This window comes from Luteolibacter sp., from assembly GCF_039920825.1.
In the GTDB taxonomy this organism is placed as follows: domain Bacteria; phylum Verrucomicrobiota; class Verrucomicrobiia; order Verrucomicrobiales; family Akkermansiaceae; genus Luteolibacter.
This window is the reverse complement of the sequence record NZ_JBDSCX010000081.1, coordinates 67176-92336: the sequence shown is the minus strand read 5'-3', so window position 1 is coordinate 92336 and position 25161 is coordinate 67176. Positions and strand designations below refer to the sequence as shown.

At 57.9% G+C, this 25161-nt stretch carries 23 protein-coding genes; 14 read left to right on the top strand and 9 right to left on the bottom strand.

The window, feature by feature from the left end; translation table 11 throughout:
* Positions 1 to 6: 6 nt before the first annotated feature.
* Positions 7 to 1074 (bottom strand): glycine cleavage system aminomethyltransferase GcvT, encoded by a 1068-nt coding sequence (gene gcvT / locus ABIQ96_RS23395; protein WP_348217074.1) that lies wholly within the window; start codon positions 1072 to 1074, stop codon positions 7 to 9.
* Positions 1075 to 1241: 167 nt separating this feature from the next.
* Here gcvT and ABIQ96_RS23390 point away from each other — a divergent pair, with 167 nt between their 5' ends.
* On the top strand, positions 1242 to 4343 hold the full coding sequence (locus tag ABIQ96_RS23390; RefSeq protein ID WP_348217073.1) for a beta-propeller domain-containing protein: 3102 nt from the start codon (positions 1242 to 1244) through the stop codon (positions 4341 to 4343).
* 1 nt (position 4344) lies between these two features.
* On the opposite strand, the gene ABIQ96_RS23385 is transcribed toward ABIQ96_RS23390, so the two are convergent.
* Together ABIQ96_RS23385 and ABIQ96_RS23380 are read right to left on the bottom strand one after the other, a co-directional pair.
* Positions 4345 to 5958 carry a toll/interleukin-1 receptor domain-containing protein gene (locus tag ABIQ96_RS23385; protein WP_348217072.1) on the bottom strand — a complete coding sequence of 538 codons (1614 nt, stop codon included), beginning with the start codon at positions 5956 to 5958 and terminating at the stop codon, positions 4345 to 4347.
* A 37-nt stretch (positions 5959 to 5995) separates the two neighbouring features.
* Positions 5996 to 7168: a hypothetical protein gene (locus ABIQ96_RS23380; protein ID WP_348217071.1), complete on the bottom strand. Its 1173-nt coding sequence runs from the start codon at positions 7166 to 7168 to the stop codon at positions 5996 to 5998.
* A 260-nt stretch (positions 7169 to 7428) separates the two neighbouring features.
* Here ABIQ96_RS23380 and ABIQ96_RS23375 point away from each other — a divergent pair, with 260 nt between their 5' ends.
* The 3 genes from ABIQ96_RS23375 (at position 7429) to ABIQ96_RS23365 (ending at position 8891) form a co-directional block, all read left to right on the top strand.
* The gene (locus ABIQ96_RS23375; RefSeq protein WP_348217070.1) at positions 7429 to 8229 is read left to right on the top strand and encodes a hypothetical protein; all 801 of its coding nucleotides are present in this window, start codon (positions 7429 to 7431) and stop codon (positions 8227 to 8229) included.
* Positions 8230 to 8307: 78 nt separating this feature from the next.
* Positions 8308 to 8529 carry a ribbon-helix-helix protein, CopG family gene (locus ABIQ96_RS23370; protein WP_348217069.1) on the top strand — a complete coding sequence of 74 codons (222 nt, stop codon included), beginning with the start codon at positions 8308 to 8310 and terminating at the stop codon, positions 8527 to 8529.
* Positions 8526 to 8891, top strand: a complete 366-nt coding sequence (locus ABIQ96_RS23365; protein WP_348217068.1) for a type II toxin-antitoxin system VapC family toxin — start codon at positions 8526 to 8528, stop codon at positions 8889 to 8891. The genes ABIQ96_RS23370 and ABIQ96_RS23365 overlap by 4 nt, the downstream gene beginning before the upstream one ends.
* A 163-nt stretch (positions 8892 to 9054) precedes the next feature.
* On the opposite strand, the gene ABIQ96_RS23360 is transcribed toward ABIQ96_RS23365, so the two are convergent.
* From ABIQ96_RS23360 to ftsY, 3 genes are all read right to left on the bottom strand, one after another.
* A complete protein-coding gene (locus ABIQ96_RS23360) occupies positions 9055 to 9555 on the bottom strand; it encodes a hypothetical protein (RefSeq protein ID WP_348217067.1) in 501 nt (166 codons plus the stop codon).
* Positions 9556 to 9662: 107 nt separating this feature from the next.
* Positions 9663 to 11081, bottom strand: a complete 1419-nt coding sequence (locus ABIQ96_RS23355; RefSeq protein ID WP_348217066.1) for a hypothetical protein — start codon at positions 11079 to 11081, stop codon at positions 9663 to 9665.
* Between the two features lie 232 nt (positions 11082 to 11313).
* Positions 11314 to 12165 (bottom strand): signal recognition particle-docking protein FtsY, encoded by an 852-nt coding sequence (gene ftsY / locus ABIQ96_RS23350; protein ID WP_348217065.1) that lies wholly within the window; start codon positions 12163 to 12165, stop codon positions 11314 to 11316.
* A 126-nt stretch (positions 12166 to 12291) separates the two neighbouring features.
* Between ftsY and mutL the strand changes: the two genes are divergently transcribed.
* From mutL to ABIQ96_RS23325, 5 genes are all read left to right on the top strand, one after another.
* A complete protein-coding gene (gene mutL, locus ABIQ96_RS23345) occupies positions 12292 to 14025 on the top strand; it encodes a DNA mismatch repair endonuclease MutL (protein ID WP_348217064.1) in 1734 nt (577 codons plus the stop codon).
* A 322-nt stretch (positions 14026 to 14347) separates the two neighbouring features.
* On the top strand, positions 14348 to 15142 hold the full coding sequence (locus ABIQ96_RS23340) for a hypothetical protein (protein ID WP_348217063.1): 795 nt from the start codon (positions 14348 to 14350) through the stop codon (positions 15140 to 15142).
* A 278-nt stretch (positions 15143 to 15420) separates the two neighbouring features.
* The gene (locus ABIQ96_RS23335; protein WP_348217062.1) at positions 15421 to 16155 is read left to right on the top strand and encodes a hypothetical protein; all 735 of its coding nucleotides are present in this window, start codon (positions 15421 to 15423) and stop codon (positions 16153 to 16155) included.
* 5 nt (positions 16156 to 16160) lie between these two features.
* Entirely contained in the window at positions 16161 to 16712 is a 552-nt protein-coding gene (locus tag ABIQ96_RS23330; RefSeq protein WP_348217061.1) for a hypothetical protein, read from the top strand.
* Positions 16709 to 17812, top strand: a complete 1104-nt coding sequence (locus ABIQ96_RS23325) for a hypothetical protein (protein ID WP_348217060.1) — start codon at positions 16709 to 16711, stop codon at positions 17810 to 17812. Before ABIQ96_RS23330 ends, ABIQ96_RS23325 begins: the two co-directional genes overlap by 4 nt.
* Positions 17813 to 17814: 2 nt before the next feature.
* Here the strand turns inward: ABIQ96_RS23325 and ABIQ96_RS23320 are convergent, their stop codons facing one another.
* Positions 17815 to 18363, bottom strand: a complete 549-nt coding sequence (locus ABIQ96_RS23320) for a hypothetical protein (RefSeq protein WP_348217059.1) — start codon at positions 18361 to 18363, stop codon at positions 17815 to 17817.
* 57 nt (positions 18364 to 18420) lie between these two features.
* Between ABIQ96_RS23320 and ABIQ96_RS23315 the strand changes: the two genes are divergently transcribed.
* From ABIQ96_RS23315 to ABIQ96_RS23305, 3 genes are read left to right on the top strand one after another with little or no spacing between them, the layout of a single operon-like run.
* Complete coding sequence (locus ABIQ96_RS23315) at positions 18421 to 18912, top strand: hypothetical protein (protein ID WP_348217058.1); 492 nt, start codon at positions 18421 to 18423, stop codon at positions 18910 to 18912.
* A complete protein-coding gene (locus tag ABIQ96_RS23310; RefSeq protein WP_348217057.1) occupies positions 18909 to 19439 on the top strand; it encodes a type II secretion system protein in 531 nt (176 codons plus the stop codon). Before ABIQ96_RS23315 ends, ABIQ96_RS23310 begins: the two co-directional genes overlap by 4 nt.
* On the top strand, positions 19436 to 21688 hold the full coding sequence (locus ABIQ96_RS23305; protein ID WP_348217056.1) for a hypothetical protein: 2253 nt from the start codon (positions 19436 to 19438) through the stop codon (positions 21686 to 21688). The genes ABIQ96_RS23310 and ABIQ96_RS23305 overlap by 4 nt, the downstream gene beginning before the upstream one ends.
* Positions 21689 to 21700: 12 nt before the next feature.
* Here the strand turns inward: ABIQ96_RS23305 and ABIQ96_RS23300 are convergent, their stop codons facing one another.
* On the bottom strand, positions 21701 to 22405 hold the full coding sequence (locus tag ABIQ96_RS23300; protein ID WP_348217055.1) for a C4-type zinc ribbon domain-containing protein: 705 nt from the start codon (positions 22403 to 22405) through the stop codon (positions 21701 to 21703).
* Between the two features lie 201 nt (positions 22406 to 22606).
* Here ABIQ96_RS23300 and ABIQ96_RS23295 point away from each other — a divergent pair, with 201 nt between their 5' ends.
* Complete coding sequence (locus tag ABIQ96_RS23295; RefSeq protein WP_348217054.1) at positions 22607 to 23710, top strand: leucine-rich repeat domain-containing protein; 1104 nt, start codon at positions 22607 to 22609, stop codon at positions 23708 to 23710.
* 5 nt (positions 23711 to 23715) lie between these two features.
* On the opposite strand, the gene rarD is transcribed toward ABIQ96_RS23295, so the two are convergent.
* Positions 23716 to 24591, bottom strand: a complete 876-nt coding sequence (gene rarD, locus ABIQ96_RS23290; RefSeq protein WP_348217053.1) for an EamA family transporter RarD — start codon at positions 24589 to 24591, stop codon at positions 23716 to 23718.
* A 98-nt stretch (positions 24592 to 24689) separates the two neighbouring features.
* On the opposite strand from rarD, the gene ABIQ96_RS23285 reads away from it, so the two are divergent.
* Complete coding sequence (locus ABIQ96_RS23285; RefSeq protein WP_348217052.1) at positions 24690 to 25118, top strand: deoxycytidylate deaminase; 429 nt, start codon at positions 24690 to 24692, stop codon at positions 25116 to 25118.
* Positions 25119 to 25161: the final 43 nt, after the last annotated feature.

The following is a 25161-nucleotide window of genomic DNA, read 5'->3' as shown; positions in this document are numbered from 1 at the left end:
GAAGCTTTAGGGGAGGTGCTTGTAAAAAGGTTTTTTAACGACTTCGGCGGGGAAAATTTTTCCGCGCACTTCGATGCCGAGCGGCGTGCCGGGTTTCGAAAACGTCGCGGGCAGATAGGCCATGCCGATGCCGGTCATGAGGGAAGGGGAAAGCACGCCGCTGGCGAGCTCGCCAATGACAGCGCCGTCCGCGGAAACCACCGGATAGTGCGCCCGCGGCGGAGCTCCTTTTTCCGTATAGCGGATCGCGGTGAGCTTCATGCCCGGGCCATCTTCTTTTTGGCGGACAAGGGTTTCGCGGCCGATGAAGTCGCCTTTCGTGAGGTCGCAGAAAAAACCGAGTCCCGCCTCGATCGGCGTGCGCTCGGGAGAAAGGTCGTTGCCGTTGAGCGGATAGCCCATTTCCAGCCGCAGCGAATCGCGGGCACCGAGGCCGCATGCCTTCGCACCGGCTGCTAGAAATTGATCCCAGTAGCCGATCGCCTCGGCAGCCGGGGAGAAAAATTCGAAGCCGTCCTCGCCGGTGTAGCCGGTCCGGCAAACCACCGAGCCCGCGGCCGTTTTCAGGATGCTGTTGCGTGGCGGCAGCGTTTCATCCGGGCAAACCTTGGCAAAAATCGCCGCCGCATCCGGCCCCTGGATCGCCATCCCGGCCCACAGCGGACTTTCGTTGCTTAGCGCGACGTGCTCGTCCTGCCGTGCCGCCATCCAGAAGAAATCCTCGTCGATCATTGACGCGTTCACCACCAGGAAGAAATCGGATTCGCCCGTCCGATAAGCGATCAGATCGTCGATCACTCCGCCGCTTTCATTCAGCATCAGCGTGTATTGCCCTTGGCCGATGCCGAGCTTGGCGATGTCGTTGGTGAGCAATCCATTCAGCCATGCCGCCGTATTCGGTCCGCTGACGATGAATTGTCCCATGTGGGAAATGTCGAAAATCCCGCACTTCGTCCGGACCGCGGTGTGTTCGTCGATGATCGACGTGTACTGGACCGGCATGTTCCATCCGGCGAAGGGCACGAGCTTGGCACCGAGCGCCACATGGGCGGCTTCGAGAGGGGAACTTTTCAAGTCGGAAATCACGCGGCGGAGATTGGAAGGACGACCTGCGCTTGTCAACCGATGGAAGAAATTTCCCGGAAGAGTGATCCGAATCGGGTGCGGGAAACGGATGTCTTATGTCAGCCCTTCCCGAATCTCCTTTTCCCCCATTTGAAAAAACCACTATGAAACCGTTCATGTTCTTACCATTCCGCCTGTGGCAGAAGCTTATCCTGATGCTGTTCGCCAGCACCCTTCTGGGGGTCGCAGCCCCGACGTCGGGTGGACGGAAGAGCTTGGAAATCGTGCTGACCAAGGACCACGAGACGGCCAAGGTCACGGTGCCTGCGGGCGTCACGACGGTTACCTTGCAGAAATTCAAGCGCGAAGGCGGCTGGACGAAAGTCGCCAGCCGGGATGCCGTGCCGGGCGTGATGCGTTTCAAACTGCCAAAAGCCGGCGGCAACGACCGTTGGCGCGCGATCGGTCGATTCGAAGTGACTGTCGCATCGCATGACAAGTTTCCGGCTTCGTTCTATTCCGGGGAAAACAGTTTCAAACCCGGGAAAGCGGACACCAGTTCGGTGACCACGCCGGGGAGATTCGACGATGCGGGATTGCAGGGAGGTCTTCCTTCCGGAGATGTTCCGGTCGAAGCGGACATCTGGAAGGTGGATGGCGACACGGTTTATTTCTTCAACCAACTCCGCGGTCTCCAAGTGCTCAATCTGGCAAATCCGGCGGATCCGCGAATCACCGCATCGCTGCGACTGCCCGCGGTGGGCCAGGATCTCTATCTGTTACCCGGGTCCGGCAAGGAACGGAACCTCGTCCTGCTGACCCAAGGATGGTCATCCAAAGAAGGCGACTGGACACGCATCAATCTCGTCAAAGTTTCCGGCGGAAAAGCGGAAATCACCAACACCCGCGACGTGCCGGGCTACCTGGCCGACAGCCGTATGGTTGGCAACCGTCTGATTCTCGCGACTTCCGAGTGGAACCAGTCGGTCGACGAAACCGAGGACGAATGGAATACCCGAAGCCATCTAACTGAGTGGCTGTGCGCTGGTGGCAAGACACCGCAGGCGGCCGGAGAAACGGTGATCGAAGGCGACAGCCCGGTGATCGCCACCGGCGCGGATTGGCTGGCGCTGGCGGTCTATCCGAACGGACAGTGGGATGTTTCCGAGGTGTCGGTGTTCGCGATCCGTGAGAATGGTTTGGTGAGAATGGCTCAGCCTGTGCGGACCAAAGGAGTGGTTCCCGGCAAGTTCGCGATGCAGTGGAGTAACAACGTGCTGACGACCGTTTCGGAGCGCAACAACAGCGAAAACGGCTGGTTTCCCGTAACGGTGCTTGAGAACTTCCGCGCTTGGGATCCGGATGTCGTTCATCCGATGATTTTCGAAGGCTACGGCCCGCTTGGTTCGCTCCAGCTTGCCAAGGGCGAAAGCCTCTTCGCGACCCGATTTGCAGGGGACAAGGCCTACATCGTCACATTCCTCCAAACCGATCCACTGTTCGTGATCGATCTATCCGATCCGAAGAATCCGATGGTGGCCGGTCAGATCGAAGTGCCGGGCTGGTCATCGCATCTTGAACCGCTGGGCGATCTGCTTTTCGCCATCGGCTGGGAATCGAATACCGTCGTCGCCTCCTTGTTCGACGTGGCGGATCCCGCGGCTCCCCAATTGCTTCGACGCGTGAAGCTCGGCGCTCCGGGCACCTACAGCGAAGCCATGTGGGACGAACAGGCGCTCAAGCTCCTGCCGGGTGCCGGACTCGCGCTGATCCCGCTGACTTCCTACGATGGAGACAGCGGCGAATCGAAATCCGTGGTCCAGTTGCTGGACGTCGATACCGCCGGTCGCGACCTGCACGTCCGCGGAACGATCTCGCATGAGTTCGACGCCCGCCGCGCCGATCTGTTGGGAAATACCGTCGTCTCCATTTCCCAACGGGTAATGGTCGCCGCCGATGTCACCAACCGTGACGCTCCGGCCATTCTATCGGAAGTGTCGCTGGCCTGGCCGGTGGACCGGGTGTTCGAGACAGGTGGCTATCTGCTCCAGATCGAAGACGGTTCCTGGTATCGCGGTCAGCCGGTCGTCCGCGTGTCTCCCGCGAAGTCATCCGAATCGATTCTATCTGAAACCAGTCTCGGAAAGGGCGCGGTCAAGGCCGCGGACTGCCGCGATGGGAAATTGTATGTTCTCCGCGATACCGGCTCCGCGCCGTTGTTTTTCTACAGCAGCCGGATCATTGGAAACTCCACGGGTGGCAAGCTCGTTCTCGATATCTACGATGTCAGCTCCGCACCTGCCCTGACGTTGCTGGGCTCCTGTATCGTCAACGCGGTCGAAGGCGGACAGATTGCGATGGATCATCTGCTCTGGCCGCAGCCGAATCGTCCCGCGCTGGTGATGGATTTCCGCTACTCCTTCTGGTTCGGTTGGGGACCAATCTTTGTGGACAACAATACTGCGACAACATTCGCCGCTGCCGCTGCCCCGCTGAAGACCAAGGCTTCCGTGTTGGTGGATCTCCGTCCGTACTGGGTTCCCGAGAAAGCACCTCGCCTGATTGTCTTCGATACTACGGATCCACAAAATCCAGTGGCGGCTGATCCGGTGGTGTTAGGTCCTGATGGAACGATTTTCAACCGCATCGGCGCGGCTGCCGACGGATTGATCGTGCTCGGAAATTCCCAATGGAAGGACATCGCGACCGACGAGTGGCTGGGTTCCACGGTGGCGCTTCAGACCGCCCGCGTCATCGAAGTGGAAAGCTCCGGCTCGCCGATCGTGCGTCCGCTGGTGGACTTGCCGGGCGAGCTTTTCGCCGTCACCGAACTGGATCACGCAGGCTTCCTGGCATTCACGCGGACTTCGGGTGATTTCGAATCCACCACGCTACAAGTCAGTGCCTGCGACGGCTACGATGCGTTCTCGGTCGCCAGTCTGGAGGCCCCACCTTATGTCGCGATTACCGCCGGCGGCCGCCGCCTGTTTGTCGCCACGGAAGACGGGGTCGAACGTCACCGCCTCACCGAAGACGGAACCTTCGCCACGGAATCACCGCTTGAAGTCGGATGGCAGCCGGACTCGCTGCGCTGGATCGACGGGACCTTGGTCGGCGGCAAATGGAATGCCTTGTTCGCTTCGGATGCGGCGGACAGCGACGTCACCAAGTGGAAGTTCCCAACCTGGAATCCCGGTGTGGAGCGCGTGATCCTCGGTGACAATGGCGACGTCATCGTTCCCTTCGGCGACTATGGCGTCGAGCGGCTCGAGCGTTGAATCAGGACACCGGGGGCTTTGACGCGGGCCGCCGGATCACCCTGATGAGATCGGTCAGATCCCCGTCAAAGTCGGGGTCTGACCGGAGAGGCATCGACTGGCGGAAAGAGAGATCGCGGATGGTTTCGGGCAGATCATTGGCGGATGGCATCCCGGTGTTTCCAAGGAGAACCGGCACCATCGGTTTTTTCAGTTGGAACGCGAGTTCGATCTCATAGCGCACGTAGTCCACTTCCGAGAAAAGGCGCAAACTCCCGTCCGCATGGGTCGCACCGGCCCAGTGCGGACCTATCAGGACCAGCACCATCGAGGCCTCGCCGACGTTGCGTTGGATTTCCACGCGGAAGTCCTCGCCCTCCTCGATGTCGTGCAGGTCGAGACGGACGGATTGGCTGCCAAATTTTCCTTGCAGACGGTCTCTCAGGCGGCAGGCGATTTCCTTCGAGTCGCTCCGCCGGTAGGAAATGAAAATGACGCGCCGCCGCGATCGCATCCGCCAGAAACTGCTGCCTAACACCACCACTCCGGTTCCGAGGGCGATCTGCAGCCACGGAGTGGGGCGGGGCTGGTCGTTGAGGAAGGAAATGCCGCTGTCGGTCGCCATCATGACCCTGCCGTTTCTGGAAATGACGTCACGCACTTCCTGCTCCGAGGGCGTGAAATCAAATTTGGCGCCACCGTCGGCTGAAACCAGAAGTCCGTTGTTCAGGCAAAAAGCCAGCAGGCCTTTTTCCTGCCTCACCTTGTTGCTTTTGCGGGCGCCGGGAGACGGGATGGTGGCGATCTGTGTTAGGTCTGGCGACAGCAGGTCAAGCCGGTCGCGGCCTGCCAGAAGGACTCCACCGTCGAAGGGCTGGAGATCCGAATAGAAGCCTTCCCGTGATTTCGACGGCTGATAGGGGCCGTCGATTGGCATGGTCAGCAGCCCTCCGGGGGTCGCCATCAGGAGATTCTGCCCGACGGAAACCATGTCGCTAACGACCGTTTTGACCACGACAGGTTCAAGCCGATCCCCGCGCAGGGCCATGAGCCCAGACAACGTGGCGACGAACAACTGATCCACTGCGGGGACCACCGCCGTCACCACATCCCCGCAGTCGTAAAAGGTGGCGTGGTCGGAGTCGGAAAGAACGATATCGTTGCCGCAGATGCCGACGATTTTCCCTCCGAAGAGACATGGCAGCGTATCGACTTCGACGTTCTTTCCGAGAGAGCGGATGGTATCTCCCGAGAGGATTTTCAGCCCGTCCTGGGTCGCCAGGTAGTATTCGTCTTCCGCAAAGCCGTAGATCTGCCGGACGCTCCGGCTGTAACTGCCGATTTTGACCAATGGCGACGACATCTTGTCGGGGTCGAAGCTGAAAACACCGCCATCGGTCGCGATGAGATAGCCATCCTTTCCCGGGACGATTTCATTCACTGTTAGCTCGGTGCCGGTCGGAGTCGCGGGCATGCCGTCGCGTGCCACGAACAGGCCGTTTTCAGCACCGATGATGATCCCCCCGCGGAGAGGGAGCAGGATCGACGGCTTGAGAATGCGGGCGTCCGGCTCCTGTTGGGCGATGACGGGAGAAATCAATCCGACGAAGACAGCAAGCAGCGCTCCGTGTTTCATGAATCCCGTGCTCCAAGCGCGGGAAACACAACGGACCTCAATTCTTGAACATGGAAAGCTCGCAATCAAATTTATCGTTAGTGTCAGCGGTGGTGCCGAAAATGCTGCTGTTGAGGTTGCCGTATTTGAATTCGAATTTCCCCCGGTTGGCGGGGAGCAGGATATCCTTGTTGATCAGATTCAAGATGTCTTTTTCCTGATCATCGAGGCGCGGTTCATTGAGCCTTTGGATGATATAGGGAGTGGATACGGGTTTTAAAATCACCAGAATCCGGGTGGCGAATTGAGCATTCCATCCATGTCCGTCGTTGCGCAGATTTTCGAATAGCATTCGATAGAAATCCGGATCGAGTTTCGGATAATATTTTTCCATCAACTTGTGTCGGGCCATTGCGTGAATGCAGACCCAGCGGAGGTAGAAGTCTGCCTTCGGGTCGAGCATGACGGGGCTCAGCAGTTCTTCATACTTCGGCGTGTTGCGAACGAGAAATCGAATCCAAACGCAATTAAGGCTCGCCCCCGACGAACTCACGAAGAGCCAGAGCCGTTCAGGCTCGGGAACTCCTGCTTTGTCGTGGAAGCCGTTCGATCGTTTTGCCTGATACTCGATCAATAGATCCAGAACCGTCCGGGCGAACGTGGCGTCGTGTTTGTATTGTGAGGATGTACACAGCAGGGCGACCACGCAGCTCTTAGCCTGCGCATCCTTTTCGGTCGCCAGTTTCGCCACGAGGAATTCCACGACCTCTGGCTGGTTCACTATTTTGCCGAATTCGCCGTAAGCATTTTCGCAGTTCCATTGGGTTTGATCATGCCGCAAATCGTTGTACAGCGCATCCAGCTTGCCTGCTTCCGGTTTCGCGGGTGCTTCGGCCACCGGGTTCAGCATCACCCAATTGAATTTGCCGCCTTTCCCGGCGTTGTTCCAGTTCCACTCCGTCATGTAGAAACGCCGGTTTCCCCGATCCATATAGAATTTGACCTTCACTTTGGCGGCCTTGTCCACACGCCTGGCCTCTTGGGCATCGGCGGCCGGCTCTTTCAGAACCACATAGCCGTTCGGCGCATCCAGTTCGGTGAGCGGCATTTCTTTCGCGACAGTGGGTTTCCAGCGGGCTTTCAGCGTTTCCAACGCCTTGTCCGTCAGTTGGGCATCACCGCAAGCCATTGTGGCGACCAGGAAAAACCCTACGGCGAGTTGGCACTTCAAAGCGGAAACAGAATGTCCGGAACACGAACGGCGGGAGAGGGGAAAAAGGGTCATCTTCGGGGAGGGGGCGAATGCTCCACATGGACGCCCGCCTTGCCAGACGATGCTATCCATGCCGGATCATTGGCATGAGCTATCAGTTTCATCCCGGAAGGCCAACCTGAAAGTACCCCCGAGTTCCCTTCGCCCGTGAAACTGCCTGCGACCGGCGAAATTCCCGCCCTTCCGCAGCCGGGCTTGTCAATCCGCGCCGACCCGCGATGCTCTGCGGCGACATGAATGTTTTCGACCGCCTGGAGCGTCGCTGGGGCTGGCTGGCCTTCCCCGGGTTCCTCCGCTATTTCGCTTTGTTCCAAGTGCTGGTCTTCATCCTCCAGCTTTTCCAGCCGGAAATCGGCCGAGCCCTCGCGTTCGACCGCGACAAGATCCTCTCCGGAGAAATCTGGCGGGTCGCCACCATGTTCTTCTCTAACGGTCAGTTCGGCGCGCCGAACATCATGAGCATCCTGCTGCTCATCTTCGCCGTGAATTTCGTCTTCATGGTCAGCGACGGTCTTGAAAGCGCGTGGGGGAGTTTCAAGGCGTCGCTGTTCTACTACACCGGCATCATCCTCGCGCTGGTGGCGAATTTCGTCTATCCGATGGCCATCCCTTACAGCGGCATGACCCTGTTCGCCGCTTCCTTCCTCGCGTTCGCCACCCTGTTTCCCATGGTGGAAATCCTGCTGTTTTTCGTCCTTCCGCTCCAGGTGAGATTCCTCGGGATGATATTGGCATTCGGGATTGTCATGACGCTCGTCAAGTTCCCGATCCTCCTGCCGTTCTTCGTTCTAACTTTTGCCAATTACATCATCTGGGCCGGAATCCCCGTCATGCGCGGGAACGCCCGCGTGCTCGATGCCACGAAACGCAGGAAAATTTTTAACGCCGCCAATCTGCCGGAGTCCGATGCGTTTCACACCTGCATCATCTGCAAGAAGACCGATGTCTCGGACCCGCACATGGAATTCCGCATCGGCGCGGACGGCGAGGAATACTGCGCCGAGCATTTGCCGGAGTGACTGCCCTTGGTCTCCCAAAGCCGCCTGCCGGGAATTCAAACTTGCCCGAAACTCGTCGTGATGTATGATGACGTCATCATGAGAACGATTATTGATCTCCCCGACGAACAGGCGAAAGCCCTTACGGAATGGTGCAAGGTGGAGAAGATTTCCAAGGCGGAAGCAGTCCGCAGGGCGCTCGCCAGCATGTTGGCCAATCAGCAACAGTCCGGAAGGGAAAAAGCCTTCGGCGCTTGGCAAAAGAAACGCCTCGATAGCCGCACCTTCGTCGAAAACCTGCGCGAGGAGTGGGAGCGATGAAAGCGGTGATCGATAGCGATGTCCTCATCGACTACCTCCAAGGAGTTCCCGAAGCCAAAGTCGAAATCGACCGATACGACCCGCCGCTTTATTCGGTCATTTCCTGGATGGAAGTGATGTGCGGCGCTGAGACCGACGAGGATCGGGAGGCCGCCGAAGCGCTTTTCAAGTCGATGAAAAGAGTCGAGCTTTCGCCCGACGTGGCACGGAAAGCAGTGGAGGAGAGAAAGAATTCGAGATTGAAGCTTCCTGACGCCGCGATTCTAGCAAGTGCCGATTGTGAAGGCTGCATCCTGGTCACGCGAAATACCAGAGACTTCAGTGCCGACGATCCGAGAGTGCGTTTTCCTTATTCGGTGTGACCGGATGGATCAACCCGGACCGCCTTCCAGCAACCGGTCTCGCGCTACGCTCGGCTATTTTCTCACTTTTCTTCGTAAGCCGCGCGGGTCAACCGACTGCGATCATAAGCTTCCGTATAATCAAACGCCGGATTCTCCGCCGCCGGCCGCGAATCGATCCGCGTTAAATGCCACTTTCTGCAAAGAACGAATCCATCTCGCGATCGATGAAATCCGCAAGCGGCTGCGGTGTGTGAAAGTAAATCGTGATTTCCTCAGCGTCATCCTTGAAGAGCCCGATGTGGAAGGGGAGTCGTTGTCCTTGGAATTCGACCTCATATTCCAGGCTGCGCTCCGCCTCGTGTTTCATCCCTGCGGAAACCTCGGCGATGTGGGCGATGACCCTTTCTGTGTAGCCGCCCTTGATGTGGGCGGAAAGTCGTTCGAGAAAAGGGGCGAGGTCCGCCAGATCGAAGCTGGTAGAACTCTCGTGCAAATCCAACGGGGGTTGGTCCCGGTGGAGATAGTCCGACCTATCGGGCGGCACTTCATCCGGCTCCCGCCCGGTGAAATACCATAGTGTCAGAAATGCCATGCCGAGCGCGGCGGGCATCAGCCAGTTGGCGGAGTGGTCCAGTGCCAGCATCGCCGCGAAAGCGAGGAATAATAAACCGATCAATCTCATGCGCGTTGGTGCCGGGCGAGCAAACAGATCGAAGTCAGCTTTTCCCCAGCCCGCAGCTCGCGCTGCGAAAGCACTAACCATTGCGTTTTCATTTACCCCGACCCCATTTACCTAGCCATCATTTCCGCTAGAGAATCTGCGGTAGGGATGGTGACGCCTTTCAACTCGCCATACTGCTTTTGATTGAGAGTCACTGCGGGCGGGAGCTTGTTGATCCGCATCTGGCAATTGCTCACATACAGGTCGATTTTAATGGGCTTTGTGATCTCTTCATCATCTCCCCTATCGATATCATCGGAAAATACGCAGTTTTCAAACATGCAGTCTCGTGTGAGAAGTAGAAAACTGAGTGGAATTTTACACTTCACGAAGCGGCAGGTGATGATACGCAACCATTTTTCGTTCACCAAATCCGCAGGTTGGTGCTTTTGAAAACGAATGGTTGGAAACTCAATGTCTTCAAAAACACAGGTCTGTGCTCGTATCCCGTTCTCCTGAACAGTGAGTTTTCCAGAATAGCTTCCTTTGATATAACAATTTTCAAAATAGTGTTTCGCGAAGAAATCGCCGCCATCATGCCACCAGCCGATTTTTGGAAATCTGCAGTTAGTCAATGCACAGTTTTGGAAATAGAAACGATTCGCGTGATCAGCTCCAAACTCGAGATTCTCGAATCGAGACTTGGTAGCGAGAAAACTCGCTGCATACAAATGAACCTTTCCGCGATCCGCGCCGGACCAGACGCTATACGGAGACACTACGACGTTAATCCAGATATTTTTATTGCGATCGCCAAGGATGATCGGTTCCCGGATATTCTGCTTTGCCACTGGCACGGTCATACTCGTCAACCAGGAACCTGTTGAGAAAGGTTTCTCGACCACGGGCGGCCTTTCCGCAGGTATTTGGATAGGTTCAAGCGGATTCAGATTTGGCAACGATTTCGCCCTTGGATCATCCGTGAATGAAACCGCATCGGCCGCCGTTCCGCCGGAAATTTCCAGCATCAGGCTTTCACCATTCTTGCGAAGTGTTAGGGCCTCATCTACCTTGCCGGCCTTGGTCAGCGCGGTCTCCTGTTCACGGAGTTTCCTCGCAGTGCTTTCCACCGTTTTCGCGCGGGATGCCTTCGTTTCCGCATTGATGGCGGTCATGGATTTTAGATATTTTTCGCGAATCTGGACCAAGGGCTTGTCCTGGTGGGAGGAGGGATCGCCGGTTTTCTGAATCGAGTCACGCTCTTCTCTCAGGTGGACGATGAGATTCAAGTCGCCACCGGCAGCCAGCGTTTTTTCGAGATTGGTCAGTGCGGCGGTGTATTTCTGGCTGAGGTCCGCTTTCTTGAATAAAGTGGCGGTATCGGCGGCGGACACTTCCTCTTTCGCCGTCTTGCTGATGCCGTCAAAAGGTTCGGCGGCCGAGGATATGCCAATAATCATCAATCCGCTACAAATCAGCGATGCCAACCGGTTCGTGAAAATAAATAGGGTGGATTTAAACGAATGCACGTTTGGAATTGCTTTCATGGGTCATTGAGAGCCGGGACAAATATCTACATTGGGGATGCCAGTTCCTTGGCCTCCTTGCAAGGTCAGAGTATTCAAGGATAAGCGGCTGGCCCGAGGAAGTGATGGGTAGCCTTGCAAGCGGATTGGCGGAATCGCCTCGATTTTAGGCGGAAGACATCCGGTGTGGATTTCGGAAATTTCCCGGCTGCGGGTGGCGATTGGTGCCGAGTGAAAGTCCGGAGCTGACTCGTCAGAGGATTTCCGCGACGAAGGATTCTTTTTCGAAAATCGAAAACGCTTCGGGTTCCTCGCCGGTGCCGAGAAAGCGGGGCGGGATGTTGAGCTGGTCGTGGATGGTGACGGCGATGCCGCCTTTTCCCGAGCCGTCTAACTTGGTGACGATGAGGCCATCGAGCGGGCTGGCTTTGTGGAATTCCTTGGCCTGCTGCATGGCATTGGAGCCGGTGGTGGCATCTACGACTAACAAGGTGAGGTGCGGCGCGGTTTCATCTTGCTTGGCGATGGTGCGGCGGATTTTACCCAGCTCTTCCATCAGATTGTGACGGGTGTGGATGCGGCCGGCGGTGTCGCAGATGAGGAACTGGGTTTTGTCGGCGATGGCTTTCTGATGGGCGTGGAAGCAGACGGAGGAGGGGTCGGCATTGGTGTTTCCGGTGATGACCGGGATGTCGAGTCGCTCGCCCCAGCGCTTGAGTTGCTCGACGGCGGCGGCGCGGAAGGTGTCGGCGGCGGCCATGATGACGGTGCGGTTGCGCTTTTTCAGCCAGAGGCCGAGCTTGGCGGAGGAGGTGGTTTTTCCGGTGCCGTTCACGCCGACGACGAGGATGACGAACGGCTTGCCATCGGCGCGCGGGGTGGGTGGCAGGAAATTGTCGGGCAAGCGCTTGGAGAGCTGGCGGCGGGTGACGGCCACCACATCGTCACCGGAGACCTCGCGGCCGAGGTCGCGGAGTTCGTCGATGATGGCGGTGGTGAGGCTGATCCCGAGATCGGAAGAGATGAGGTCGGCCTCGAGGTCGTCCCAATCGATTTCCGCGCGGTTGGTGATCTTGTTGAGTAGGGATTTGAAAAAGCCAGCCATGCGGGAAGAGACAAGACACAAGACGCAAGACTGCAAGACACAAGAGGAAGAAAAGTCGAAGAATCTGCGACGCGTTGTCTTTTCTTGGTCTTGTGTCTTGCAGTCTTGAGTCTTACGTCTCCTTTCGTGCCCAAGATCCGCGTGCTCCCCGACATTCTCGCCAGCCAGGTGGCTGCGGGCGAAGTGGTGGAGCGCCCGGCATCGGTGGTGAAGGAGCTGGTGGAAAACAGCATCGACGCCGGAGCGCGGGAAATCCGGGTGGACATCGATCGCGGCGGCTCGGCCTTGATCCGGGTGAGCGACGACGGCTGCGGGATGTCGCGCGAGGATGCGCTGCTTTCGCTGGAACGCCATGCGACGAGCAAGCTGCGGACGTCAGGGGACTTGGCAGCGATCATGACGCTGGGTTTCCGCGGGGAAGCGGTGCCGAGCATCGCCAGCGTGTCGCGGTTCCGAATGGTGACGCGGGAAACGGATGCGGTCGCCGGGACTGAAATTCTGGTAGATGGCGGGAAAGTCCGTGATGTCAGGGACGCGGGCTGTGCGCCGGGCACGGTGATCGAGGCGAAGGCGCTTTTTTTCAATATGCCGGCGAGGCGGAAATTCCTGCGGGCAGAGACGACGGAAGCAGCGCATGTGGAGCATCAGCTCCGGTTGCACGCGCTGGCCGCGCCGAACGTTCGTTTCCGCCTGCGGCGGGATGACCGCGAGGTGTTCGACCTGCCGGCGGCGGCGAAGGCGGTGGACCGGGTGCGGCATTTGCTAGGGCCGGAGTTGTCGCGGGAGCTGATCGCGATTCCGCTGACGCACGGCAATGGGATTTCGGTGGAAGGCTATCTGTTACCGGCCAGTCACGCGCGGAAGGGGAGGCGGCATCAATTTGTTTTCCTGAACGGCCGGCCCGTGGAGGACCCGGTGATTTCGCGGGCCCTGGCCGAGGGATTTCGCGGAGCGCTGGCGGACGGTCTCTATCCGGCGGCGTGGTTGTGGATCGATCTGGAGCCTACGCTGGTGGATGTGAACGTGCATCCGGCGAAGCGCGAGGTGCGGTTTCATCGGCCGCTGGATGTGAAGGACGTGATCCTGGAAGCCGTGGCGTTGGCGCTGAAACCTGCCGCTCCGGTGGTTCCGAAACGGATGGAGGCACCGTCGCTGGAGTTCATTTCAAGGGACGCGGTGGACATCGAGCCTGTTCGGATGGTTTTCCATGCGCCGCAGCCGATGTTGGCGGATTGGGAAAATCCGGTGCCGGTGGTGCCGGAGCCGACTGGAGTGGTGGTGAACCGGGGGCCTGATTTTCGGATTATCGGGATGTTGCATCAGCGGTTCGTGATTTTGGAAAGCGAGGATGGTTTGGTTCTTTTTGACCCTAAAGCCGCGCGGGAACGGATATTTTTTGAAAAACTGCAACATCAGGACGGAGTGGGTCTGGAGGTTCAGTCGCTGCTGGTGCCGGTTTTGCTGGAGCTCGATCCGCGGGATTTGGATCTGGTGTTGCGGGAACGGATGGCGCTGGCCGAGGCGGGGATCGAAGTGGAGGCGTTTGGTGGAAATACGCTGCAAATCCGGAGCTTGCCCGCCTGCCTGCCGGTTTCCGATCCGCGACCATTTCTCGGGGCGTTGATGGATGAATTGCTGCACGAATCAACCACCGGGGCGAGATTCGCCATCGAACGCCTGGCGAAAGTTCTCGCGAAACGCGCCTCGGTGCTGGTTGTGCCGAGACTTGCTGAAACTGAACCACTGCTGGCGGAATTGTTCACCTGCGAGCTGCCTTATTGCGCGGCGGACGGCCGTCCCACGCTCACGGAATTCAGCATGCGGGAGCTCGACCGGCGTTTCAGCGGTGGTAGGGGATGACGTGATCGCGTAAAAAATTAAACTTTAGATTTGTTCAATATTTGTAAAAATTGGGTGGATCATTTTGCCCGATTCGGTTAAGAAATGGCCGTGCGAGTGTCGATTTTCGGTGAAAAACGCTCTTGAAAACGAGTGATCTAACTCGATTTCCTCCAACTTGGAGAGCGAAAATTCCTTTTAGGTATAAGGAAAAAACACCATGACAATCATTTTTAAAAATCGTTCAAAAATCGTCATGTTTTTTTCTTGTTAAGTTACGTTAAAATTTTACTATGTGGGCAAGTTTAAGCCATCCAGAGCTTCAACCTCGTGCAAAAAGTAAATGAAGACGACGTGGATCACAATCGGAATTGCCAGCGCCGCCCTCTGTGGGGTTGCCGCCGCAGCACGGTTGACCGAACGTCTGGAAAGTGTTCACGAGAGCTTCCTTGAAAATCGTCGTGAAATTCTGCCGTCGCTGAGCGATCCGTTTGGAGTTCCGGCAGTCGCCCGGGAAGTGGCCGAGCAGCCTCGCGGGAGGTTCCATTCGAGCGAGGAATGGAAGCGCAACGTGGTAGCCACCGTTTTCTGGGTCGGCGAGCTGCCGACTGAAAACAATCCGACGCCTAACACCCAGAGCGCCTGGGATCAGAACTGGCAGGCGAACTTCGGCGGCTATGATGAGCCGGATCGCCGTTCGGGCTATCTTCCCGCGGATTTCACTCCGTCACTGAATCCTTTTTACGTCGCCCTGCCTTATAACGATGTCGCCAAGGGCGGCGTTCACCGGCCGGAAGCATCGCAGGTGATTCCTTGGTTCTGGGAGAGCTATCGCGGCGACGGGATCTCCGTTTGCAAAGGCCGATGGCTCGCCATCCACCATGAAGGCCGGGTGTGCTTCGCCCAATGGGAGGACGTCGGTCCGTTCGAAGTGGACCACTGGCAATATGTTTTCGGAAAAGAATCCCCGCGCTCCAACCGCAATCAATCCGCCGGCATCGACCTGAGTCCCGCCGTGCGTGATTTCCTGAAGCTCCGCAGCGGCGAGACCGTCGAGTGGCGCTTCGCCGAAGACCGCGAAGTCCCGCGCGGTCCCTGGAAGAACTGGTCCCGCGAGGCCGCCCTGCCGCAACGTTGATTTCACCTGCCAGACAACCGCTGTTCCCAATCCCTAACCCGATCCAAACGACCCCACCCGTCACTTGAATCAAACACATCCTTTCTGAGGTGCTGCCTTCCCTGCAGTCCCTCAGGCGGCCCGGATCGGGGTTCTGTCCCGAATCGGCAGGGTCCGTCGAGAACTTCTCGCCGAACCCTGCCCTTGCCCGAACCGGGCCGCACATCTCTTGAAAGAAGTCCCGCTTTCAAGGTCCCAGATGGAAGGTGTTTCCAGACATCCCACCCTTACAACCAGCCATGAAAACCAGCCAATTGGCCGCCGTATCGGCCGCCTTCATCGCCGTAGGCACGCTTGTGTCACCACGCGCCCTCGCCCAAACAACTCCAACGATTCCCGTTGGGAATCTGACGGCATATCCCACGGTCGTTCAGACCGGCACCAAGCCGAAGTTGACCTGGGACATCAGCTATCCATCGATCGTTCAGAACTTCGTGACCATCACCCAGCCGGGTACGGTCACACCCAAGCAGAATCTGGTCTGCGATGTTCGGATCCTTGGTCTGGGGGTAACTTCGATGTCCAACAACGTCATCACCTACTACCGGACCCGCGGGCAGTGGAAATATAACGGTTCGTCCAGTTGGGCGGATATCTATGACGGCAAGCAGACGGATACCATCGTCCAGCAGCAGGGCATCGTGAAGTCCAACATCGCCGTTACCAAAGACAAGGCGATGAATTTCGCCGGCCAATACTACAACAGCAGTTGGCAAACCCAATACACCTCGACGAGCGGTCTTCCCTACAATGTGCGGGCCCTGGTCAGCGGCGACGTTTGCCCTAACAACATTCCCGACTACAACGCGCCTTCGCTGGAAAGCTTCCTCAAGCCCTATCTGGATTCGGCGCATAAAGTCAAAATCGGCCCGATGGATGTCATCATCATCATGGAGCTGACCCACACCGATACCACCAATATCGGCTACGACCTTCAGGACCTTGTGATGCTCATCACCTTCCGCAAACCTTGATCCCCATGAAAACCAATTTTTTCATCAAAGGCATGGGATGCGCCGTTTCCGCGATGCTGGCAGGAGAGGTGCTTGCCGGGCCTCCGGTTCTCCAGGAGGCCATGACTCAGGATCAACTCATCCTCGCCCGGCGCAAGGCGGACGGAATGGACCCCATGAAAAAAATGCCCGAGGTTAAGGGCGAGGATCCATCGGTCGTGAATCGTCCCCAGAGTCTTCTCGCAAGCTCGGACATCATCAGCTACGGCAGGTTCGCCACTCTCGTCCCGAAGCGGGCGATTCTGCAAATCCCCAAGAGCGTTGCCGACCGCATCAAACAAGAACCCGGCGCGATTCTTCAAAGCTGGAGTGAGTTCTACGCGGCCAACCGTGGTTGGATCACCACGGTGGAGGTCAGCCGGACCCAGGCAGAGGGCAACAACCCAATCGCCGAAGAAACCCAAAGACTGTACTCGAAAAGCGGGAATCTCGTCGTCGCCACCTATCTTGGCGGGCCGATTTCCGTGCTGCCGCTCAAAGTTCCCGTCGTCACGGCTCCTGAAAAAACAAAACCATGAAAACTATCCTCCTTCGCTGCATTTTCCTGGGAGTCATCGGTATGTCCTGTGCTTTCGGGCAGACCTATACCAACTACATCCGTCAGTTCCAAATGCCGTCCGGGGTAACCTGGGATGCCTCGGACACCGTCGCGGCCACGGGTACCCAAGATTCTGCCCTTGCCATCAATCCTGGCGGGGCCAGGTTCGATCTTTGGACGATCAATTCCTCGCCCTATACCGAATATTTGCTCGATAGCAGTTACGTGGGCACCTACGTGCCGATCGCCCAAGTCGTCATTGATACCGAAGATACCTACGGCAAGGATCTTACGGCTACCGGTCCCGTGCCGGTCAACCTTCCCTCGAAGATCCGGCGTACTCGGGCGGACCGTCCATTTACCGTTTATGTCAGCATCAGCGGGTTGCTCAGCGGAGCCGATGACCCACCTGCCTCAAAAAGCGTGAACCTCCTGCGCCATGTCCAGTCGTACGGAACAGGGGTCGGAGTCGGCATCGACCGCACCCAGGCGACCCTCAAGACCCAGTCTTCCATCACCACAAACGGTCAGCAAGTCCTGTCGTATTCCCTGACAGGCATCGCAGGCTCCAATCTCAAGAAATTGCGCGGTGAGGAACGGTTCTCAGTCTTTTCCATCGCCGATCCGGCCGCGCCGACGGCCCTGCCCGCCTCCCAGCTCGCCTCGCAGTTCATTCAAGTCTGGCCGGTTGCCGATGGCAACATGACCGGCATCGTTCAAGACCAGATCGTCCGCTTCGCGATGCCTGCGATCACCATTACCTACCACGACATTTATCCGGGATCCTCGGTTTATGCGCAGGTTTACAAGGGTGAACGTGTCGCAGGTAAAGTTGGAACCGTTCTTACCGGCTCCCTGAAGGTGAACACGGGATCGGAGCCTCTCACCGAGGTGCTCACGCCCACCAACTACGATCAGCTCTTTACCACTGACGGCCGGTGGACGATCGAACTGGTCACGGCCGTCCCCTTCGGCACCGGAACCGAATACATGCTGACTTCTGCGGACCTGCCGGCCTATGTCACCTTCACGGTTGATCGAACGATCGAAATGAACGGCAGCTTCACCACCATCGAGTGACCTTACGGAGTTTTCAGCTCCTTCAGCAGCTCGTTCCTGAAATTGTCATTCCGATAGATCAGGGAAAACCTGGCATCCTTTGATTTCCGCAACAGATCCTCGATCTCGGTGAAAGCCAGCAACAGGAACAATCCCTTTACCGGTTCATGATGAAACGATTGAGTCCGAGTCACAAACTGGTCGGCCACCGTCCGCTGCTGCTGGTCCGGCAGCAAGGTGCCGTGCTCCAGCGTGACTTGTTTGCGAAGCGCCTCGAACCGGGACTCCATCAGATCGGCCGACGCTTGGGGGTCGAAGTAGTGAACCGTCAGTTCGAACAGTTTCCCGCCGAGAAACCGGCCCTCCACCGCACCGGCCTGGGTCTCTGGAAGAAATCCTTTTTTGGGAGCAATTTTCAGAATCCGCATTGCCGGTTGATCCCCGGGCAGGCTGATGTTAACATCCAGCGAATGTTTGGAAGCCCATACTATCAATTTTTCCGGAGAATCTCCCCAGTGGAGTCCGAACGGCGGTTCGAGGAGGCCTTGCGCCAGACCGGATCCGGCCGTCATGACCAGCGCCAAGACGCAAAATGCAAAGCTGCGAACGTTTCCCCACATGCCGGGACGATGGGGAGGATCCGCCCGATTCGCAAGGCGCGATCGCTCCGCCGGGGCTTCCTGCTGGTGGAGGCGACGATGTCGCTCGCTCTCCTAACCGTCGTGGGCCTTTGCATGCTCAAGCTGTCCCTGGATGTCCTGCATCCGAGACAATACATCCTTCAACAAACGGTCACCGATGCCTATTTGACCTACGAACGGGCGTATGCGGAGCGGATTCCTTTTGAAAACCTGCTGGCGGCGGATTCCCCATGGCCGGTCTATCCGACGATGACCTCGACGGTGATTGAGCTGGGAAGATTGCCCGGAGGGAAGGTGATCAACGGAACGGTGGTAAGAACCCGGATCGCGGATACTGGAAATTACCCGCTCGACGGTGGCACCGGCAACGTCACGACCAATCCTGCGGGTATGAAAGTCTGGCGGGCGCAGAGCGTGGTCACCTACAAGGTGGGCAACCGAACCTACGCGAAATCCCGAACCGTCCTGCGCTCCCAATGAAATCCACCCGCCGTCGCCTGCGTCGGGGAATGACCCTGATCGAGCTTTCCGTCGCCATGTTTATTGGAATCGCCTTGGGGGGCATGGTGATCGCGTTGTTCAATCAACAGCTGGCGTTCCTGAAGCTTTTCAAGGTGCAGAATTTCCTGGCGGACGAGGCTCCGATCATCAGCATGTATGTCAGCCGACTGGTGGGAAAAGCCGACCGCTTTCGGCTTCATGATTCGGTCGCGAATGCGCTTGCCGGAACCAATCCGCGCCTAACACCCTCTCCGGTGGTGGTGCTGAACTTCCGCCAGCCGGACGGCACGATGCGGGCGACCATCCTCTCGTTCGAAGACCGGGGTACCGGTCTGGCCCTTTATTATTACGTCGTCCCTGTCTCCGGCGTGTTGGGAGCTCCCCAGTGGGCGGTCACCACGAAACCCTCCAATGTCTCGTTCTCAATGGTCTCCGGCGTGCTGAGAATGACTCTAACTGGACCTAACGGGGAAGTGATCACCTACTCGGGAACCATGCAGCAATGAAAACCTCTCCACTCAAACGCCGCGATGCCGGCTATGTCTCCTTCCTGCTGGTGGTCACAACCGCCACGATCCTCACGCTCCTGATGGTCCATGCCTACCGGCGTGCCATGGACGCCCAGTCAGTCCAGAAACAGGTCCAGCTCCGCGTGGACTACAGCGAAAAGGACGAAGCCATCCTGCGGGCCATCGTTGCGATCGTTCCGAACCGGGCGATCCGCGCGATGCAGCAGGATTCCGATCTGGACCCAGCGCATCGGGACGCGTTCACTTGGCAATCGATCTTCACCCAGGCCCTGGATCTGGCGAATTCGCGGACATCGATTTCCAGCAACATGGTCGCCACCCTGGCCATCCCCAATCTCAAGGTCGCCAATGCCGGAGACTCCGCGCTGGGATCTCCCTCCACGATTTTCGCCGCGATCCCGTCGGACACCGGCTATGTGTCAAGCGGTGTCAACACCAGTCTCGGCACCGGCTATCCGCCTCCGCTCACCGTGAGCGATACCCCGACCACCGATCGCGACAAGCTCTACCCGATCATTTCTAACAAGAAGATCTACGGCTCGGTGGCTCAGACCGATTTGAACTCTGTGACGGCGAATGGCAACGGGACAACCACTTACGGACTTCCTGTGACAACATACGCGGGCTTCAACCGTTTGAAATATCCGAACATCAACTTCGGCTATGCCAAACCGGGCGATCCTTTCGTGGCGAAACGCAACTGGTGGGCTTTCTCGGTGGATGTCGGCGGCAATGACAGCGCGACGACCCTGCTCGCCCGCAAGAAGCGGAATTTCGTGCTTTCGATCTATGAGATCCCGTCGCAACTCGCGATCTCCGCCTCCTCGTTCATGTCGCTCGGGCAATATGCCTCGGGTGCCGCCTGGTCGAATGTCAGCATTGATGGTGGCATGTTCGTCGGCAAGGCGGTGGTCGAGGGCACGACCGCCATTAACTCGTTGTCCAGCCGCCGGGGAATGACGTTGTCCAGCGGCACCACCATCGGCGGGCAGAGCTTCAGCGGCAGCCCATTCACTCCGGGAGTCCGCGAGTCCTATCAGGTCACCCAGGGAGCGTTCTTCCCGGTGTCGCAGGCGTCCGAAAGCGGTCGGGCCGCCTTTGTCCCCGTGAACCGCGGTGCTGCATTTTTTGATCGGTTTGACCCGGCTCAAAATGATCCGGTCGAGGCAAGCGGACCATTGAACCATGTCGCTTCGAACGTTTTGTCGTCCACGAACTGGAACAACTATTCCATCGGCGCGCAGCAGTGTGCCATGCGGCTGGACGTCACCGCCGTCACGAGTTCCACCAACAGAAACCCGACGAAACTGCGGTTCCAATACTATGAAACCACCGGCAGCCGCACATCCGAGGATGTGGCGCTCACCTCGGCCACCCAGACCAGCCTTCCGAAGGGCTACGTCAAAGTCTGCGATGAGAACCAGAGTTATACCTTTTCATCCACGGTCCCAGTGGACATCGCCTACGGCATCAGTGGCGGCTACACTTTCAGGCAAGGGATCACGGGAACCATCGCCTTCAACAACAACGTCTTCGGAGACCCCAAGGTGGGAACCCTGAAGGCCGGCTATTGGAGACCCCGGGCACCTTTTGAGATCAAACCGCTCTTGAGCGGACAGATCTGCGTGGCTGTCTATCCGACCCGGTTTCCGGCTTTCCTGACCGCGATCGGCGCGGCGGGTGCGGCCATCAACAACTCGCTGTCCGTCAATGTGGACTATTCCAACAGCGGATTGAACGATTCCACCAGGAAGCCGTTCATCCCATGCACCGACAACGACTACGGTCTGATCATGAAGGAATGCGCCGATCTAACTGGCTTCACCAAGGGCTTCTCGCTGGTCACCAACTTGCGGCTCTACATCGGTGACGATTTCAACGTCGTGTCAGCCACCCCGCCGTCCGGCTACACACCTGCCGTCACCACCTCCAATCCCTCGGGCCTTTACTATCCGCCGTGCTCGCTTTTCACGCCGGAGAAGCGGTACGGCGTCGATGTGGATGCCTATGGCGTGGCGTTGAAAGGCCAGATCGGCTCGCTGGCGAGCGATACCGTGGCGACCCCGGTGCGCCCCTTGGATTCGAAAAGCATGAGTGGTACCGCTATTGGATCAACCCGGATCACGGTCAACCTCCTCCCGATTCTCCATCCTGCGGAATTACCGCCCATCACCATGATGAACTGGCTGGTGCTGCTGGAAGAGCGGAGGAGCGAATACTACTAACCGCGACCGGCGTCACTCCTCCACATAGAGAATCCTCCCGCAGTCCTCGCACTGGGCGATTTCCTTTCCGGCCTGTGCTTTCATCACGGTGGAGGCGATGAGTTTCATGTGACACCCTTCGCATTTGCCGTCGCGCATCGGTGCGACGGCCAGACCGTCCTTGGTTTTCATCAGGCGGTTGTAAAGCGGGATGACGCTTTCGGGAACGTTGGCCAGAAGCGATTCACGCTCGGCGAGAACCTCCTTGCGGTCGGCTTCCATGCGCGCGTGACGTTGTTTGATGGATGCGAGGTCCTCCTCCACCAGCGTGCGGGTGTGGGCGCGAGCGGCTTCGGCGGCCTTGTGGGCGGTCCGGAAGCCATCCACTTCGTCCATCGCTTCCAGCTCCTTGGTTTCGAAATCATCGAGATCCTTCTCGTAGCGGACGATTTCATGACCGAGAGCGACAAATTCCTCGTTTTTCCGAGTCTCGAATTGCTGCATCTTCAGGCGCTTGATCGTCGTCCGCCGCGTCTCCGCATCCAGTTCGATCTTTTTCACCCGCAGTTCGCAATCGAGCAACGCCTGATGTGCCTTGGTCACCGCCGCCTCGTCACTCGCCAGCTTCATTTTTGCCCGGGCCTCGTCCTGGGGCAGCTTTTCGAGATCCTTCGCCAACCCGATCAGGCGGCGGTCTCGGTCCTGGAGAATCAACAACGCGCGAACTTCATCTTGCATGCACGTTGGGTAAACGCCACGGCGCATGGCGGCAAGGATTGCTTGCAGCGAAGTCCGGATCCCGCAAGGCGGGTGCCTTGGTTTGTGAATTCTCTTCGGGCCGCCCTTTTGTGAAGGCGCAGCGCGGGACCGAGTTCCGAGGAAAAATTCCGTTTCCCGGGATTGCAATATTTCGGGCTTCTTGATATCTCACGCCGTGAGATGATCACGATTTTCCCTAACAGTGTCAAATGGACCGCGCGCCCCGGTTGTGCGGTTTTGGAAAAGCACACCTGTCGTTCGATGGCCGGGTGGATCCTTCTGGCACTGTTTTGCTGCCTTGCGAACTCCCTTTCTGCACAGGTATTCAACGGATTTTCCTACGGATTTACGGACGAGGATGAGACGGCGATCATCATCACGGACTTTCCCAAGACCACCGTGGGACCGATTTCAATCCCGGCTTCCATCGTAGGCAAGCCTGTTACGGTCATCGGTCAGGGAGCCTTCAACCAATGCGACTTGCTGACGAGCGTGACGATTCCCGGCAGCGTAATCGAAATCGGAAGCGAAGCGTTCAGCGGTTGCGACGGGCTGGCGAGTGTGACGATCCCCAACAGCGTGACCTATATCGGAAGCGATGCGTTCAGCGGTTGCCACGGGCTGGCGAGCGTGACGATCTCTAGCAGCGTGACCTCTATCGGAAGCTATGCGTTTTTCGACTGCACTTCGCTGACAAGCGTGACGATCCCTTCGAGTGTCACCGACCTCGCAGGCCATGCGTTCGACGATTGCTCAAGTTTGAATCGAGTCTATTTCCTGGGTAACGCGCCGTCGATGGGGGACACGGTTTTTGATGAGCCTGACAACAGTCCGGCTCTCCGGCTTTGTTATTTCGACGGAAAAACAGGATTCACCACTCCGATTTGGAACGTCAACCTGATTCCCTATGCCACGATCAATCTGGGAAGTGGAACTCCGATCGTTGACTGGTTACTCCAACTTGGGTTTTCCCCTGATACGAACCTCCTGAATGATGCGAACGGAGACGGCGTGAATCTTCTCATCGCCTATGCCCTGAACCTGAATCCCAATCAGAACCTCAGCGGGAGTCTGCCCAAACCCGTGGTTGGTGCCAATCAAATGAGCATGAGTTTCTATGCGGGAAAACCCGGAGTGACTTATTCGGTAGAGACCTGCGACAATCTCAAGGACTGGACTACGGCAGGAGTTACGATCTCCGCGCCGGACGCCAACCAGGTCCGCACGGCAACGGTTCCGCTTGGAAGCACCGCGCGCTTCATGCGCCTCATGGTCCACAACTGAACCTTCTAACGATCAACGGCGCCGCGCCTGGCGTCCACCGCGTAAATTCCGACGGCCAGCCAGATCAGCGCGAAGGACAGCAGCCGGACTTCGGTCATCGGCTCGCCATACAGTTTCCAACCGATGAAAAATTGGATCGTCGGCCCGAGAAACTGCAAGATGCCCAGCGTGGTAAGCCGGATCGTTCTTGTCGCATGACCGAAAAACAACAGCGGTAGTGCCGTCGCGAATCCAGTGCCGATAACAAGTCCTGCGTGCGCCCAACTCCCGCCGAGCGCCTGCGCCGGGCTGCTGTTGCTGATGATCAGCCAAGCCAGCGCGAACGGTGCCAGCAAGCTTGTTTCCGCCGCCAATCCGACCAGCGATCCCAACGGGGCGCGTTTTCTAACTACCGCATATAATGAAAACGTCACCGCCAACGTCAGCGCGATCCACGGGAAATGCCCCACCGCCGGAATCTGCACGGCCACTCCAATGAGGGCCAGCGCGACCGCCGCCAACTGCCAGCGGCTGTTCTTGTCGCCGAACCACAGCGCGCCGAAGAGCATGTTGAAAAACGGATTCAGATAGTAGCCCAGCGCCGCCTCGATGATGTGGCCGTTCAGGGTCGCCCACACATACAACAGCCAGTTGGACGCGAGCAACGCCCCCGATAGTAAATGCCAGCCGATTACTCGCGGCGACTTCATGGCCGTTAGCAAGGCCCGGCCCTCGCCCTGCCAGAACAGGACTGCGAATACAAGCAGCAGTGACCACAACGTCCGTTGCGCGACGATCGACTGCGGCGGTAGGAAATACAGCAACTTCCAGAAAATCGGCAGGATTCCCCACAGGAAAAACGCGGCCAATGCCGCCAGGACTCCGGAACGGGTTCGATCCACGGGCGGAAACTCGGTCATCGCAGCTCATCCAGAAAGTGAATTTTTTCCAGCCCGCGCTTTTGGGTTTGAAAACCGGAATTTCAAATCATCCTCCGCCCATGCCCGCCAGCCGCCTTTCGATTCCCCAATACGCCATGGCCCTTGCCCACGTCGCCAGCCTGCGCTCGGAAGATCCGTATCGGAAAGTAGGAGCCGCGGCGCTGGACTTTGACAACCGGGTGATCGGTACGGCCTACAATGGCCTTGCGCCCGGCTACAATCCGCCGCCCGGCTTTTGGGATGACCGCGAGGCACGGCAGAAATTCATGCTCCACGCCGAGGTGAACCTGTGCAGCTTGTTCCGTCGTGGCGAGGCGAAGATTGTCGCCACCACCACGATGCCATGCACGGCGTGCATGCAAACGCTCTGCGCGTATGGCATCAAGGAAATCTACTATCGCGAGGTCTATCATGTTTCCGACGCTCCGGAAATCGCCGCACTCTACAACGTGAAGCTGGAGTGCGTCCCCGAGTTTCCGCTGGGGTGACCTTTCCTCAAGGAGTGGCGGACTCCGATCCGCCATGTCCATG